Raw genomic sequence first — 14,829 nt, 5'->3', positions numbered from 1 at the left:
GGTTTCTTTGTAGATTTCTCGTGACTGTTGACAAAACTCGTAGAAACCGGGTTTCTCGCCCATGAGCCTAGACCCTGTATATTTTAATATTTGCAAAAAAAATATGACTGAAAATCTGAATGAAAATCTGATTATGGCATTTAGATATGAAGATAGTGCGATCGCAGCCGTACCGACAAGCATTTTAGCAGAAAAGCGTTCTTCTTATCAAACTCATCAGGAATTCAGCGACGTACAACAACCAATTACTAGCGCGCCACCGGAAGTGCGACAAATTATTGAGCGGGTATTGGAAATTGAAAAAGATAAGTTGTACATGAGAGCTCCGCGCCACATTAACGATGACATTTTAAAAATCATTAAGGAAGCAATTGTATGAAGTTAATCTCAATTACTCTGTGCAACTTTCGTCAATTTTACGGCAAAAGCCCCGAAATTAAACTAGCTTGGGGTCGGCAAAATATTACAGTAATTCACGGTAATAACGGCGCTGGAAAAACGGCCTTGATGAATGCCTTTACGTGGGTACTTTACGGACAATTTAGCGCGGCTTTTGCGGCGGAAGAACAATTAGTAAACAAGCGCGCTCTGGCTGAGGCGGAAATTGGAAAAGCCGTAGGTTGTTGGGCGGAAATTGTTTTTGAACACGACAGCACGCGCTACCAAGCAAAACGCATTTGTCGCGCTTATAAAAGTGACAATACTGTAGAACATGGCAAGGCTGAATTGTTTCTGAATGTAGCAAAAGATAACGGTCTATGGCTGAAGCCGGATCAGCATCCCGATGATATTATCGGGCGGATTTTGCCGGAAAGTTTACATAAATATTTCTTTTTTGACGGGGAGCGAATCGAGCAAATTGTCCGCTATGACAAGAAGGCAGAAATTGCGGAAGCTACTAAGGAGTTGCTGGGGGTGGAAGTGTTGAATAGATCGATCCGGCATTTACTAGAAGCAAAAAAATCTCTTGAGACAGATTTAAATATAATTGGGAATGCTGAAACGAAGAAACTTTTAAAAGACAAGCAAAAACTTGAGCAAGAAGCTGAGCAACTTTCGAGCAGACAAGTAGAAATAGAGCGGGAATTGGCGAACCAAGGGGAGTTAAAAAAAGCAGTTAATGGTAATTTGTTGGAACTTAGCGGTGCTGCGGATTTACAAAACTTGCGAGACGAATTGGAAATGCAGAAAAGTTTATTGAAGCAACAAATTGTACAGGCTACAGATGCTCTAAAACGAGCAATTTCTGTGCGCGGTTACGCGGTATTTCTGTCAGAGGCGGCGGCGGAATTTGAAGTAATAGTAGGAAGTTTGCGAGAAAAAGGCGAGTTGCTTTCGGGGATTCAGCGGCCGTTTTTGGAAGAGTTATTAGCGCAGCAGCGGTGTATCTGCGGTGCGGAATTAGTGGAGGGTTCTGAATCTCGCCAACAGGTTAGCGGTTGGATGGATAAGGCGGGTGTTGGGGATGTGGAAGAAACAACTATTCGGATTAGCGATCGGGTAAATGAAATTGATAGGCAAGTGGCTGATTTTTGGGAGGAAATTGACCGACAGCAAGGCAATATCAGCCGCGACAGAACCGAACTTTCTCGGGTGGAAACGCAGTTAGACGATATTCACAACAAGCTGCGAAATTTTCCTGACGGCGATGTCAGCCGCTTGCAAAAGCGCTTGGATGAAATTGAGGCAAAAATTGGCGATTTGCACCGGGAAACAGGCTCTAACCAGCAGCAGATTGAGAGTTTGAAGGCGTCGATCGCCAATCTGGACAAGCAAATCGACAAGCAGCAAGTGAATGAGCAAAGGCAAGTATTAGCCCAGCGCCGGATTGCTGCGACTCAGGATGCGATCGATCGCCTAACTGAAGTGCGAGCGCGCTTAGAAAAACAGTTTTGTTCTCAGTTGGAAAAGCGGGTGCAAGATATTTTCAGTCAAATTTCTTTTACTCCTTACATCCCCAAGTTGAGCGATAAATACGAACTGACGCTAGTAGAAAACACGTCGGGACAAGAATCTTTGGTTGCCGCTTCTACGGGAGAAAATCAAATCCTCAGTTTATCGTTTATCGGCGGAATTATTGAGGGTGTCCGTGAGTGGAGTCAAAAGAATACTTTGATGGGCCCGGATAGCAGTACGTTTCCAATTGTGATGGATTCTCCCTTTGGTAGTTTGGACGAGATTTATCGCAAACAAATCGCGAATAAGCTGCCGAAATTGGCGAATCAATTGGTAGTTTTGGTAACAAAAACTCAGTGGCGCGGAGAAGTTGCTCAAGAGATGGAAAGCTGCACCGGCAGGGAATACGTGCTGGTGTACAATTCTCCGAAAGCTGATTGCGAAGAAGATGCGATCGAACTCGGCGGGACGCGCTATCCTTTAGTTAGGCGCAGTCCGAATGAATTTGAATATACGGAAATTGTAGAGGTGGATTATGACTTCTAATTCGGCAATTACGCAGGTTTTGGAAACGGATATTTGGGTGAAGGCGACGTGGGAAGAGTTTCTAAATTTTGCTGAGGATTCAGCATGGGAAAAGGGCAAGTTTTATTACTATCAAGAACACATGAGGCTAGAAATGTCACCAGTAGGGCCATTGCACGCGCGTCATAATTCAATCATCCCGTATGTAGTTATTCTGTTTGCTACATTGAGAAATATCCGAGTAGTTCAATTTGCTAATGCCAGTTTTAGGAAAGCAGGTATTCGCGAGTTTCAACCTGATTTAGCTTACTACATCGGTTCAGATTTGAGAGTTCCTCCTAATGACAGCAATTCACCTGTTGATTTGGATGAATACGATCCGCCTAATTTGGTAATAGAAATTGGTGCATCTTCTTTTAACGATGATTTAGGCAGTAAGCGGTTGCTTTACGAAAATGCAGGAATTAGTGAATATTGGGTTGAACGTGCAAACACGCGGGAGGTTTTTGCGTTTGCGATTAATGGCGGAGGTAGCGGGAGAATTCAAGAGTCGCGGGTTTTACCGGGGCTGGAAATCCGGTTAGTTGAGGAAGCTTTGAATCGGAGTCAAACAGAAGATGATGGGGCAATTAATCGCTGGTTGATTCAAACTTTTAGTCAAGGTTGAAGGGAGTTTAACGTGGAAAAAGAGTATCATAAGTTGGTGCGCGATCGCATTCCTGAAATTATTCGCCAAAGTGGGAATGAATGCGAGGTTGTAATTTTGTCGGATGCAGAATACCGTCAAGCTTTGCGGCAGAAATTGATTGAAGAAGCGGGGGAAGCGGCGGAGGCTGATGAGGAAGATTTGGTGGCGGAATTGGCGGATTTGTATGAGGTGATAGATGCCGTGATGGCGAGTTTTGGCATTTCGGGCGATCGACTTTTGGCGGAACAAATGAAGCGGCGGGAAGCAAGAGGAGGTTTTGCCCAAAAAATTATGTTGTTGCGGACATTCTGAAAATTATCTGCGTTAATCTGTGTTTATCTGGCTCTAATCTGCGGTTACTCTCTCAATCAAATTACTCAGTTAAAAATTACATATTAATCCCAATGGCTGCTAACAAAATTAGAATTGCTAAAGATAAAGCGGAGTTAGTCAAATCATTAACTTTATCGGATAACAACTCCGCGCCTTTCCAGACTTACGCCGATGTCATCGCTTTCGCCGCATCCTTGGGAAATCAGCGGAAAAAACGATCGCCTTTGGGGGAAATTTCTAAACGAGAACCGGGTGCGATCGATGTTGATATTTTTGTCTCCAGGGGTTACGATATGGCGATTAAGTTAATTGCGATCGCCGAAACCAAAAATCCTCAAATTCTCTCCCATCTCGACGAAAAATTGGAAGCAGAACGCTTGCAAATTTTTGAAGAATATGCTAATGGTGGACTGGAAATTTTGCGCGAAGAGTTGCGGGGCGCGGCGGATTATACCGATCGCCTTTTGTTGGTTTTGATTTCTGAAAGAGACCACCAACATCGGTCAAATGAAGAATTCGATTTAAGCAAGTTCTTATTTTAATAGGTTCCCAATGAAGCACATACCAAAAGATATAATCCAGAGAGGCTTAAAGCAAGCTGCAAAATTTCTCGCTTACAGTTACTCAGCATTTATTATCTGCTATTTCATTCTCAAATTAATTTTTTGGGATCGACTGTGGATTATTGCCTTAATTAGCACTTTTAGCCCCTTAATTTTATTCCAAATTTTCTTGCTTCCGATCATCGGAGTGTCAATTATCAAAAAAAGATGGTTCACTATTATTTCTGCGATCGCCTGCATTATCCTAATAAGTTGGCTGCACATTAAATACTTTAGCCCCAAACCAATAAATATCACAAATTCGCAGCATAGCATCAAAGTTTTATCTCATAACCTCAGTTGGCATAAAACTCAGTCACCTACTTTACTAAAACTGATTAACCAGCAAAAACCAGATATTATATTTTTACAAGAAATCGTTCCGGAAAATACCAAAAGAGTTTTTACCTGGTTAAAAGCAGACTACCCCTATCAAATTGGCATTCACCCTGTAGGAATTCTCAGTAAATACCCAATTGTATCCAGCGAAATACTGCACTTAGCCGACCATCCAGAAACGCAGCAGCGGGCAATTATTAAATTTAACGAACAAGAAGTAGTTATTTATAACATGCAAGCTACCGGGCCGTGGTTGAAACTATCTAAAAAAGGGCGTTTTCTCAAAATTCCCGTTTACAAATATGACAAACGTTCGCCTGAAATTCAAGACTTAGTGCAGCGAGTTGAGCGAGAAACTCTGCCAGTAATTGTCGCGGGCGATTTTAATATGACAGACGAAACTCAAGACTATGACAGGGTGCAGAAAGTTCTGCAAGATTCTTTCCGAAAATCGGGATGGGGGTTTGGTTTTACCTGGCCTCACGGTTGGGAACTTAAATTCTTGGTAAAAAGGTCGAATTGGAGATTAAATTATCCGGTTTTCCGGATTGATTATATTTGGTATTCCAAGCATTGGGGTGCTAAATCTAGTTCCGTTTTGGAGGCCACGGAGTCCGATCATTTGCCTGTAGGAGCTGAACTTATTTTGTTAAAGGAAGCCAGATTGTGAGAATTGGTCTATACTATTAAAAGCCAGAGGCAAACCCCATGCAAATTACTCTCACCATCCCCGATCACTTAGAACAGCAGCTTCTTCAGAAAGCTAGCCAACTCAACTTGCCGATCGAAACCCTGATTTTGCAATCCCTGGGTCAACTATTTCAAGAAGACGAAGAAGATATATCTAAAGAAGAGATCCTCAACAGCCTCCGGATTGCGCTTCAGGAAGTAGAAGACGGCAAAGTTCACCCGATCGCAGAACTTTGGGATGGTATTGATGTCTGAACCACCCAGCATCCAGGTTCTGTTTGCAGATCAATTCAAGCGCCAACTCCGAACCCTCGCCAAACGCTATCGCCAAATTCAAACCGACTTGCAACCTCTCCTACAGCAGTTGCAAGCAGGCGAATGTCCAGGCGATCGCATTTCCGGTACGGGCTACACCGTATTCAAAGTAAGAGCCAAAAACAGCGACATCAGTAAAGGAAAAAGTGGAGGCTATCGCATTATTTATCAAGTCACATCAACCACTTGTTTCATCTTGCTCATCATCTATGCCAAATCTGACCAAGAAACGGTCGCCGTTGAAGAAATCAATGACATTATCGATAGCTTCCGCAATCAGCAACAATCATAATCAAGAAATAACGTTAACTAGGATCAAAATTTAGGGATCGCGCTTTAAAATTTTCGTAGATTTCAATCCCTGACTGGTGCAGCTATCAGCATAGAAACTTAGCTCAGCACTGGCGGCAATCCTACCTCTTGCGGCTGCACAAACCTGCCATTAAAACTAACAGCTTTATCCTCAAAAGTCCTCGCTTCCGCCACCGCTTGCCGCAAATGAGCTCGCTCCATATCGTCCTGAATTCCCCCCACCAAATATACAATTAACTTCGTCGCTAAATCTTTTCCAGAAACTAGCACTCGCTTTTTGTTCGGATCGTACAAAATCCCGTACCACGCAGACTCAGGATTGTCCATGTGGCTAAATCCTTCATCGACATCGTACCTGCGGAGTTTGTCGAAAATAGATTTCAGAGAAAGTTTCTTTCTAAAGACTAGAATTCCCAAAGCATTAGCTAAAGCAATTTGACCGACTGGACGGAACAAAATATTTCCCTCGCCCCCTGGCTTTTCAAAACTAAATCGGCGCAATTCAGCCGTTTCTTCGCCGCTTTCTATTCTTTGATAGCTGGGTAAAGTTGCTAAATGATCGAACAATTTTTTAAACTCTTCAATTCCCTCTTTCAGTTCTTCATCTTCGGGACGCATGGGAATTAAACCTTTTCGTTCCGGCTTCCAATGAGGGAATTTGTATTCTAAATACCGTTCGGACATATCTTGCAGCGCTTGCAATGTGGTTAACACAGTTGATTTTGCTGCGACTGTGGCGCTGTCCCAATTGACGCGGGGGTTTCTGTCATCTTGTTCTTTTAATAAGGGATGGGTGACGGCAATTTTTCGGGCCGCGATCGCAAATCCGTTGTCCTCGTTCAATAATGCTAGCTGGCCCTGACTCAGCGTTACCGCCATTAGGTTAACGTGCACAAAGATCGATCGCACGCGCCGTTGTGCTTGCTGTCGCGTTTCCCCCGCTACCGCCGCCGGGATAAACTCAATCCCGATTTTTTCGTGAGCTAATTTATACACTGTTTCGGGGTCGATTTGATACTCTTCTGCTAAATCTTCCAGAGTAATTGCAGCGCCGACAGGTTTTTTATTTTTGTTGTATCTTTGCAGGATTCCGGTTTTAATTAAACTCATTAAACCTTGAACTCCCATCAGCCGATGCTGGCCGTCTAAGGCAAAAATCGAGAGTTCTTTAGAAACATTCAAAAGCCCTAAGTTCTCATTTTTATCAAAGGATGTAAATTCCGTCGCTGATTTCGTTGCTACGCCATTTTTATCCCATTCCTCGGCTAGAGGATTGTCTACCCACGGGGGACTGACGACTACTAAAACTGCGGGGAATTTGTGCGATTTTCGGGCTGCTAAATATTGAGTTAGGGCGGCTTGGCGCGACCAATCTAAGGGACGCTGGATAATTTCGTCAATGGTTTCGTCGTCGCGGACGATGTTGTTGGTTTGGAGGTCGAATTTTTGGCGGAAAAGCGGCATCTGGGAGGCGAAACGGACGCGAGAGTCTAACCATTCTAGGGTGACTGAACCGATGTATGCTTCGCTATTTCCCATCTGGGTTTTTTGTACGAAAATGCGATCGTCCTTTCCTAAATAATTATCTAATAAAAGTGCGATTTCCTGGCGATCGCTATTTTCTTTTTCTAAAATTTTTATAGCGAGGTCATCCGCTGGGTTGGTATTCATCGGCGGTTTTTATATAATTAGGCTATTTTTTCAAAAAATATCATATATTAAAGTTTATGTCAACACTTGTTTTTAAAAAAACATTGTGAAATACTTAAGTTATGCCCTACTCGCCCACCTTATTACCATAAAATTTGCAAAAAATCAATAGCTATTAATGCTTAATTCCCATGCCCAATGCTCAATGCCCCATTCCCAATGCCCCATTCTAAAATATGTCTACTCCTTCCTTTGAATACATTTTGCCGGTGATCCGGGGAATTCAAGCGGGCCGCGAATATTACGTGTCGATGTGTCCGGTGCGTTTTTTGCCGAAATTGTTTCCCTTTGAATCTGAAGATTTGCCACCGTCTATGCGGGCGAAACGCGCGCTTAACAAAGCTAGGATTCCCGAAATTGCTGATTATTTGGTCAAGAATCCTACAAATTATACTTGTGGGGCAATTGCTGCTTCGATTGATGCGGATATTACTTTTGAAGCAGTGGGAAATGAGGCCGAAGAACGGAAAATTGGTCGCTTGCGGGTGCCGATGGATGCTAAGTTTACTATTAATGACGGACAGCATCGCCGGGCGGCTTTTGAGATGGCTTTGAGGGAAAATCCGCAGTTGGGATATGAGACGGTGGCGCTGATTTTGTTTCTCGATATTGGGTTGGAAAAATCGCAGCAGATGTTTGCTAATTTGAACAGTTTTCAAGTTCCTTTGGAGGCGTCGCTAAGTGTACTTTACAACCACCGGGACGATCGCGCTTTTGTGGTGAAGGCTGTTGTTAAGCAGGTTGAGGTTTTCCGGTGTTTGACTGAGATGGAGAGGGGGAGTTTGAACGGGCGATCGCACAAATTGTTTACGCTGAGTGCGATCGATCGTGCTATCATGGCTTTGCTGTCTAATATTCACCGCAGCGAACAGGCAAAACCCTCTGGTTCTCGCACCAAAAAAGAACAGAAAGAGGAAGAACTTGCTCAAAAAATACAACTGGCGGTTAGTTATTGGAATGCGGTTTGCAGTTTTATTCCAGATTGGCAATTAGTTCTGCACAAGCAAGTTGCGGCGGGGGAAATGCGCCGGGATTGCGTACACTGTCACAGTGTTGTGCTTGAGAGTTTGGGGGAAGTTGGGGCCGCTTTGCTGTCGGTTTTTCCTGAGAGTTGGGAGGAACGTTTGAGCCTTTTGCAGCAGGTTGATTGGTCGATTTCTAATCCTGATTGGGAGGGTGGGATTTTGTTGAAAGGGGGGATTTCTAAGTCGAGGGCGAGTGTTAGTTGGATGACTGATTATTTGAAGGTGATGTTGGGTTTGGAAACCGCAGATGCACGCAGATGAGGGGTGATAAGATTGCTTAAGTCCATCCTAGATGGGCTTTTACTTTGCTTACTGCTGCTTTTACACTACTAGCATTTGATGAAATTTTGTAGGATTTATTATTGGTTGGGGTGGAGTTATACAAAACTACATTTCCCTCCCAAAGATGGCTTTTTCTAGACCAATCCAATTGAGCTAGTTGCAACACTCTTTCTGTTTCAAAATCTTGGCTGCTATCTCTGTCATAAGTACAGTATAGCAACCGACCTAAAATTTCTAGTCCTACGCTTCTACCCAAGATACAGTAATCTTTAAATTTATCAACATCTTCACTTCTCAATTCTTCAACGCTTGTTTCAGAAATATGTCTCGTCTGACTACATTCGGAGAAAAAATTATTAAGACACCTACCCAAAGTCTCTGATGCTTCCGCAACGTCATAATTTTTAAGTTCATCACTTGGATCGTCAGTAAACGCACAACTTACGGCTCTTGCTATGTAATTAGTTGTATATATCAAATTCCTTTTACTGTCGGGAGTCGATTTAATTTTATCGGTCTTTTTATAAAACATTGCTACTTTTTCAAGTAAGCTTTTGGTAATTCCCACTCGACCTTCAAACTCACCGAATGACAAAAGTAATGATTTATCCAGTTGTCTTGTCTGCGCCATATCTCGAAAATCCGTCTGACACTGGTTAAAGTCTTCCTCTAAAACCAGCGTAATCGGGAAATCATTATCACCTATTAACTCGCCGTCAGCAGCACTTTCAATTAACTCGTGAATAGCGCGCTTGCGATGCTGTCCATCAGTAATATCTAACTTAACGCCACGAGGAATAACTACTAGACAAATCCCCCGACCTAATTCTATAATTTCAATTTTTTTAGGAGCGACATTGGCTGTCAGTGTCCCCAAAATCCAGGGTTGATCATTTCTGGCGCGTTTAAGAATATATTGTTTTATTTCCTCAGCATGACCCTTTACCTCTGGACGATTTTTACCCGAATCAGGATCATTCCCAGTTGAGGGTTTTGCTTGGAGGAGGGTAGGCAAGTCCTCAGCCGGGATATTGATTTGCACCATCTTCCGCTTCCCCTGCTGGAAAATTAGCCCTGGATAGCACTTCTTACGGTGGTACTTGGCAAAGTAAGGCTCTAGTAATCCATCACTTCCCGGATCGGGATTGGACTGAGGAGGGTTATTGTCAGACATATAATTTTATCAAACATTTGTAAAATAATTATACCTCACAAACCATAGAGGTGTAAACCCATCACGGATAGTATTTTGCCAAGAGGCAAACAAGAAATCAAAAAAAAAATATTGTAAAGCATTGGAGAGTATTATATTGTATCATATAGTTTTAATAGTGACAATCAAACAGTTCAACCATGATACAAACTCAACAGATATCATTATTCCCAAGTCGCACCGTTACCGAATTAATAGAAGATATAGAATTGCTAACTGAGGAAATCCAAGAGTTATATTGTCTTGACGAAATTCCTTGGGTGATTGGATATAGCGGGGGAAAAGATTCAACGGCAGTATTACAGCTAATTTGGAATGCGATTGCTAAGATTCCCCAGGAAAAACGTATAAAGAAAATTGATGTCATCACAACAGACACTCTAGTAGAAAACCCCATCGTATCGGCCTGGGTTCGTAAGTCTATTAAGCAAATGAATCGGGCAGCCGCAGAACAAGAAATGCCCATAAACACTCATGTGTTACAACCAGAGTGGACAGATACTTTTTGGGTAGGTTTGATTGGCAAAGGATACCCAGCACCCAGAGGTAAGTTTCGCTGGTGTACTGATCGCTTAAAAATTTCTCCATCTAACCGTTTTATTCGTAATATTATCCGAACTAGCGGGGAAACAATACTTGTATTAGGGACTCGTAAAGCTGAAAGCACAAAGCGCGCTCATAGGATGAAAAAAATGGAAGCCCGACGGGTGCGGGAGCGCCTAAGCCCCAATATGAACTTACCGAACTCTCTGGTTTATAGCCCTATTGAAGACTGGCGTGATGATGAAGTTTGGCTTTATCTGATGCAGTGGGACAATCCTTGGGGATACAGCAACAAAGATTTGTTCGCTATGTACCGGGGTGCGAGTGCTGATAATGAATGTCCCCTAGTTGTCGATACTTCTACGCCTAGCTGTGGTAGTTCTCGTTTTGGGTGCTGGGTGTGTACAATGGTTAGTCAGGATAAATCGCTAACAGCGATGATTCAAAATGATGAAGAAAAAGAGTGGTTGCAACCTCTACTAGATTTCCGTGTGGAATTGGATGTTGAAGATAGTCGCGATCGACGTGACTTTAGGCGACGTAATGGCAATGTTCAACTCTATGAACGCAATTTAGAGGGTGAAAAATCTATTGAGCCTATTCCAGGCCCCTATAGTAAAGAAGCGCGTGATGATTTACTGAGGCGACTTCTTTCTGTTCAAACCGAAATTCGTTCTAAAGCACCAGAAGAAATGCGAGATATCACCTTAATTTCCCCGGAAGAGCTGAGCGAAATCCGGCGTATTTGGCTAGAAGAAAGACACGAATTCGACGACAGTTTGCCCCGGATTTATGAAGAAGTTACGGGCGAACCTTTTGAAGATTCCCGTCCCGCCGCTGAAAGAAAACTCCTCGGTAGCGACGAATGGGCTGTGATCGAAGAGATTTGCAGCGAGGACAAAATGCACCTCGAATTGATGGCAAAACTCCTTGATACAGAACGCCAATACTACACCAAATCCCGCCGTACAGGCATTTACGGTGATTTGGACAAATGCTTTGAAACCAGTTCGCGATCGGAAAAAGAAGCGATAGGCAACGCCCACTATCAACGCAACTTAAAAACAGCCGTGGAAGCTGTTAAAGCAAATCCGACGGAAAACATTCAGCAATTCAAAGATGCGATCGCCCAAACCAACAGTTCCGCCAAAAACGATACCGTTGATATTGCCAAACTTAAAGAAGAACTCGAAAGCAATAGCAATCAAAGCAGACAGCTATCTTGGGCGGATATTAAATTTTCACCGCCCAATTCAGGAGAGGAAAAACCTAGCGATTAGCACGCGCTAGCCTGCGGTTAAACCCAAACTTGTTGACAGCCACCCCGCCGAGCGATCGGATACAATAGGCTGTCAACTAACCTCATTATTACCCAACCCTCATCGTTTAAATTACAAAATTTTTACGACCATGATTAATCCTAATATTCCCCATCAGGATATTACATACAGCATCATCGGCTGTGCAATGAGAGTACACCGGAGGACGCAAAAAGGTTTAAGAGAAAAACATTACCAAAGAGCCTTTGATGCAGAAATGATAGAAGCCGGTTTAACAACAGAAATGGAGTATCCCAGACAAATTTACGACGGTGAAGTTTGGATGGGAATCCTCTATCTAGACCATTGGGTGAATGAAGGTATTGTAGTAGAGGATAAAGCCGTAAATTTTCCAATGACCGATAAAGATAAAGCTCAAATAATAGCTTACGTAGCAGCTACAGGAGCGCAAGTAGGTTTATTTATAAACTTTGGACGGAGCAAATTAGAATATCACCGCATCCTCCCACCAAAATCTGTACAAGGTTGGCAGAAACACATTCAACCATACTTGTGGACGCCGAAAACAAGTGGCAGGGGTTGGACAAGAGGAAGTTCAGGAACCTATGAAGAAACAGATGCGGAACTCCCCTTACCTCCCAGCATTAGACCCCAGAACCAGGAGGAAGATGCAACCGATGTGATTGATTGGTAGCAAGGGGGGGGACGGTTAGCAACGGATTTTGTAACGGATGTAACGGATGATTAGTGGGTGATTGCCAAATCCGCTGCTAATCGCCCCCCACCAACCACCCATCCGTTAAATCCGCTGCTAACCGCCCCCCCACCAACCACCCATCCGTTAAATCCGTTGCTAATCGCCCCCCACCAACCACCCATCCGTTAAATCCGTTGCTAATCGCCCCCCACCAACCACCCATCCGTTAAATCCGCTACAAAATCCGTTGCTAACCGCCCCCCCCACCAACCAACAACATCTACATCTACAATGCAATTCCTCGAACTCGTTCTCAAAAACTTCGGCCCCTATGCAGGCACCCAAACCATCAATCTCCGCCCCGAAAAAGACGGAAATCCCTGCCCAGTCATTTTATTTGGCGGCATGAATGGCGGCGGCAAAACCACCCTCATGGACGCCATTCGCCTCGCCCTCTACGGTGGCCGCGCCCAATGTTCCACCAGAGGCAATTTAAGCTACAGCGACTTTCTCAATCAATGCGTCAACCGCCATACTCCCCCATTAGAAGATACCCGCGTCGAACTAACATTTGAACAAGTCCAAGATGACAAACTAGCTCAATTCAAAATAGTTAGATACTGGAAAAAACCCGATGTCAAAGACAACTTAAGCATTCTCATATACAGCGAAATTGTCAGCGATTGGTGGTCTGACAAAGCAATTACCAACACTTGGGACGAATACATCGAAACCCTTTTGCCCGTCGGAATATCCAACCTATTTTTGTTTGACGGCGAACAAGTAAAAGAACTGGCTGAACTCGAAACACCGCCAGAGTTTGTCGTCGGGGCGATTAAATCTCTTTTAGGTTTAGAATTAGCAGAACGCCTCGCCGTCGATTTAGAAATCTTAGCCGGCCGCAAGCGGAAAGAAATTGCTGGCAAAAAAGACTTGGCTGCTTTAGAGAAAATCGAACAAACTTTTAAGAAAATTAGTGAGGAAATAGACTCAGCTAAGCAAGAACAAGCCAGCTTTAAAAACGAGTTAGATAAAGCTCAAAAAAATCAGCAACAAGCATCCGAAAAATTTATTTATGAAGGCGGCAAAATTGCAGCCGATCGCAGTCAGCTAGACAGACAGCTAAACGACTACAGAAATCAGGCAGAAAAAAACCGTCAAGCCATGATGGAATTGGCATCAAATACGCTACCACTAGCCCTAATTTCGCCCTTGCTAACCGAAGCAAAAATTCAAGCAGAAACAGAAGCCAGCCAGCAGCAAGCAAAGATTGCCCAAAATGTTATCAAACAAAGAAGCGATCGCCTTCTCAACTACATCGCGGAAATCTCGTTAAATCCCCAACAGCTAGATAAAATTCAAGACTTCATCCGCCAAGAAAACCAAGAACTCGAACAGCAAGCCGGAACAGACGTTCCGCCCTGGATGAACGCCGACAACAACAGCATCCAGCAACTAGAAAACCTTCTTAGCTACCAAATCAAAGCCCAGCAAATTCTAGCCCGCGACCAAATAGAAGAAATCAAAAGCATCGAAGCAGAAATCGACTTTACAGACAGACAACTCGCAGCCGCAGCTTCCCCCGAAGCCTACGAAAAACTAGAAGAAGAAGTCAGGAAAGCCCAAAAAGCAGTCGCTATCGCATCCGCCGCCTGCGAATCAGCCAACCGCCGCGTCGCTGAATTAGAGAGAGAATTAGCCAAAAACCAAAAAGAACTAGAAAGCTACAGCAGCGAATACATTACCATCAGAAACAGCCAACACGTCATCGCCTCCATCGCCAAAGCCCAAGCCACCCTGAAACTCTTTAAAGAAAAACTCACCCTCAAAAAACTCAACAAACTCGAAATAGAAATTACCGACTGTTTCCGCTACCTGTTGCACAAAACCGACCTCGTGCACAGAGTTGCGATCGACACTCAAACATTTAGCCTCTCCATTTACGATCCAGAAGGCAAACCGGTACCGAAACACCGACTTTCAGCCGGGGAAAAACAATTGCTGGCGATCGCCTTTTTGTGGGGATTGGCGAGAGTATCCGGGAGACAATTGCCAGTGGCGATCGACACTCCCTTGGGCCGCCTCGACTCCTCCCACAGAAACAACCTAGTCGAACGCTATTTCCCCTCGGCCAGCCACCAAGTCATCCTGCTTTCTACCGACACCGAAATTAGAAAAGTAGAATACGAAAAACTCCAAGAATTAGAGGCTATCGCCCACAGCTACCTCCTCAAATACGACTCCGCCAAACACCAAACCACCGTCGAAAAAGGTTACTTCTGGGAATAAAAATTCGCCCTAAAAAATAGCCGCAACCCCCTTGACTTTGCTGGGGAGTTGCGGTAGTATATATAGCATAATGGGATGGTTGCGAAAATT

At 43.8% G+C, this 14,829-nt stretch carries 15 protein-coding genes; 12 read left to right on the top strand and 3 right to left on the bottom strand.

The genetic code is table 11. From position 1 onward, the window contains the following. The first annotated feature begins 103 nt into the window (after positions 1-103). From QUA47_RS20085 to QUA47_RS20050, 8 genes are all read left to right on the top strand, one after another. On the top strand, positions 104-379 hold the full coding sequence (locus QUA47_RS20085) for a hypothetical protein (RefSeq protein ID WP_190660639.1): 276 nt from the start codon (positions 104-106) through the stop codon (positions 377-379). Beyond that, positions 376-2,442, top strand: coding sequence for an AAA family ATPase (locus QUA47_RS20080; protein ID WP_333432052.1), 2,067 nt, complete (start codon positions 376-378; stop codon positions 2,440-2,442). Before QUA47_RS20085 ends, QUA47_RS20080 begins: the two co-directional genes overlap by 4 nt. Then, a complete protein-coding gene (locus tag QUA47_RS20075; protein ID WP_333432051.1) occupies positions 2,432-3,088 on the top strand; it encodes a Uma2 family endonuclease in 657 nt (218 codons plus the stop codon). The genes QUA47_RS20080 and QUA47_RS20075 overlap by 11 nt, the downstream gene beginning before the upstream one ends. Before the next feature lie 12 nt (positions 3,089-3,100). Beyond that, positions 3,101-3,421: a nucleoside triphosphate pyrophosphohydrolase gene (locus QUA47_RS20070; protein WP_333432050.1), complete on the top strand. Its 321-nt coding sequence runs from the start codon at positions 3,101-3,103 to the stop codon at positions 3,419-3,421. Between the two features lie 92 nt (positions 3,422-3,513). After that, complete coding sequence (locus tag QUA47_RS20065) at positions 3,514-3,984, top strand: DNA phosphorothioation-associated protein 4 (RefSeq protein ID WP_333432049.1); 471 nt, start codon at positions 3,514-3,516, stop codon at positions 3,982-3,984. A gap of 208 nt (positions 3,985-4,192) precedes the next feature. Continuing rightward, entirely contained in the window at positions 4,193-5,053 is an 861-nt protein-coding gene (locus QUA47_RS20060; protein ID WP_333432048.1) for an endonuclease/exonuclease/phosphatase family protein, read from the top strand. A gap of 38 nt (positions 5,054-5,091) precedes the next feature. Next, positions 5,092-5,328, top strand: a complete 237-nt coding sequence (locus QUA47_RS20055; RefSeq protein ID WP_333432047.1) for a hypothetical protein — start codon at positions 5,092-5,094, stop codon at positions 5,326-5,328. Next, positions 5,321-5,680 (top strand): type II toxin-antitoxin system RelE family toxin, encoded by a 360-nt coding sequence (locus tag QUA47_RS20050; protein ID WP_242723688.1) that lies wholly within the window; start codon positions 5,321-5,323, stop codon positions 5,678-5,680. Before QUA47_RS20055 ends, QUA47_RS20050 begins: the two co-directional genes overlap by 8 nt. A 98-nt stretch (positions 5,681-5,778) precedes the next feature. Here QUA47_RS20050 and QUA47_RS20045 read toward each other — a convergent pair whose 3' ends face one another. Beyond that, positions 5,779-7,371 (bottom strand): DGQHR domain-containing protein, encoded by a 1,593-nt coding sequence (locus tag QUA47_RS20045; protein ID WP_333432046.1) that lies wholly within the window; start codon positions 7,369-7,371, stop codon positions 5,779-5,781. 215 nt (positions 7,372-7,586) lie between these two features. Between QUA47_RS20045 and dndB the strand changes: the two genes are divergently transcribed. Beyond that, entirely contained in the window at positions 7,587-8,696 is a 1,110-nt protein-coding gene (gene dndB / locus QUA47_RS20040) for a DNA sulfur modification protein DndB (protein WP_333432045.1), read from the top strand. A 16-nt stretch (positions 8,697-8,712) separates the two neighbouring features. Here the strand turns inward: dndB and QUA47_RS20035 are convergent, their stop codons facing one another. Continuing rightward, complete coding sequence (locus tag QUA47_RS20035) at positions 8,713-9,891, bottom strand: DNA sulfur modification protein DndB (RefSeq protein ID WP_333432044.1); 1,179 nt, start codon at positions 9,889-9,891, stop codon at positions 8,713-8,715. Between the two features lie 179 nt (positions 9,892-10,070). Between QUA47_RS20035 and dndC the strand changes: the two genes are divergently transcribed. Both dndC and QUA47_RS20025 read left to right on the top strand, forming a co-directional pair. Next, the gene (gene dndC / locus QUA47_RS20030) at positions 10,071-11,753 is read left to right on the top strand and encodes a DNA phosphorothioation system sulfurtransferase DndC (RefSeq protein ID WP_333432043.1); all 1,683 of its coding nucleotides are present in this window, start codon (positions 10,071-10,073) and stop codon (positions 11,751-11,753) included. A gap of 130 nt (positions 11,754-11,883) precedes the next feature. Continuing rightward, entirely contained in the window at positions 11,884-12,447 is a 564-nt protein-coding gene (locus QUA47_RS20025) for a GxxExxY protein (RefSeq protein ID WP_333432042.1), read from the top strand. Positions 12,448-12,523: 76 nt separating this feature from the next. On the opposite strand, the gene QUA47_RS20020 is transcribed toward QUA47_RS20025, so the two are convergent. Next, a complete protein-coding gene (locus QUA47_RS20020) occupies positions 12,524-12,673 on the bottom strand; it encodes a hypothetical protein (protein ID WP_333432041.1) in 150 nt (49 codons plus the stop codon). Positions 12,674-12,741: 68 nt separating this feature from the next. Between QUA47_RS20020 and dndD the strand changes: the two genes are divergently transcribed. Beyond that, positions 12,742-14,739, top strand: coding sequence for a DNA sulfur modification protein DndD (gene dndD / locus QUA47_RS20015; RefSeq protein WP_333432040.1), 1,998 nt, complete (start codon positions 12,742-12,744; stop codon positions 14,737-14,739). Positions 14,740-14,829 lie beyond the last annotated feature (90 nt).

Origin of the sequence: Microcoleus sp. MON2_D5, assembly GCF_036701905.1 — a bacterium.
Lineage (GTDB): Bacteria > Cyanobacteriota > Cyanobacteriia > Cyanobacteriales > Microcoleaceae > Microcoleus.
Note: the sequence above shows the minus strand (reverse complement) of the source record. Positions and strands in the feature narration are given on the sequence as shown.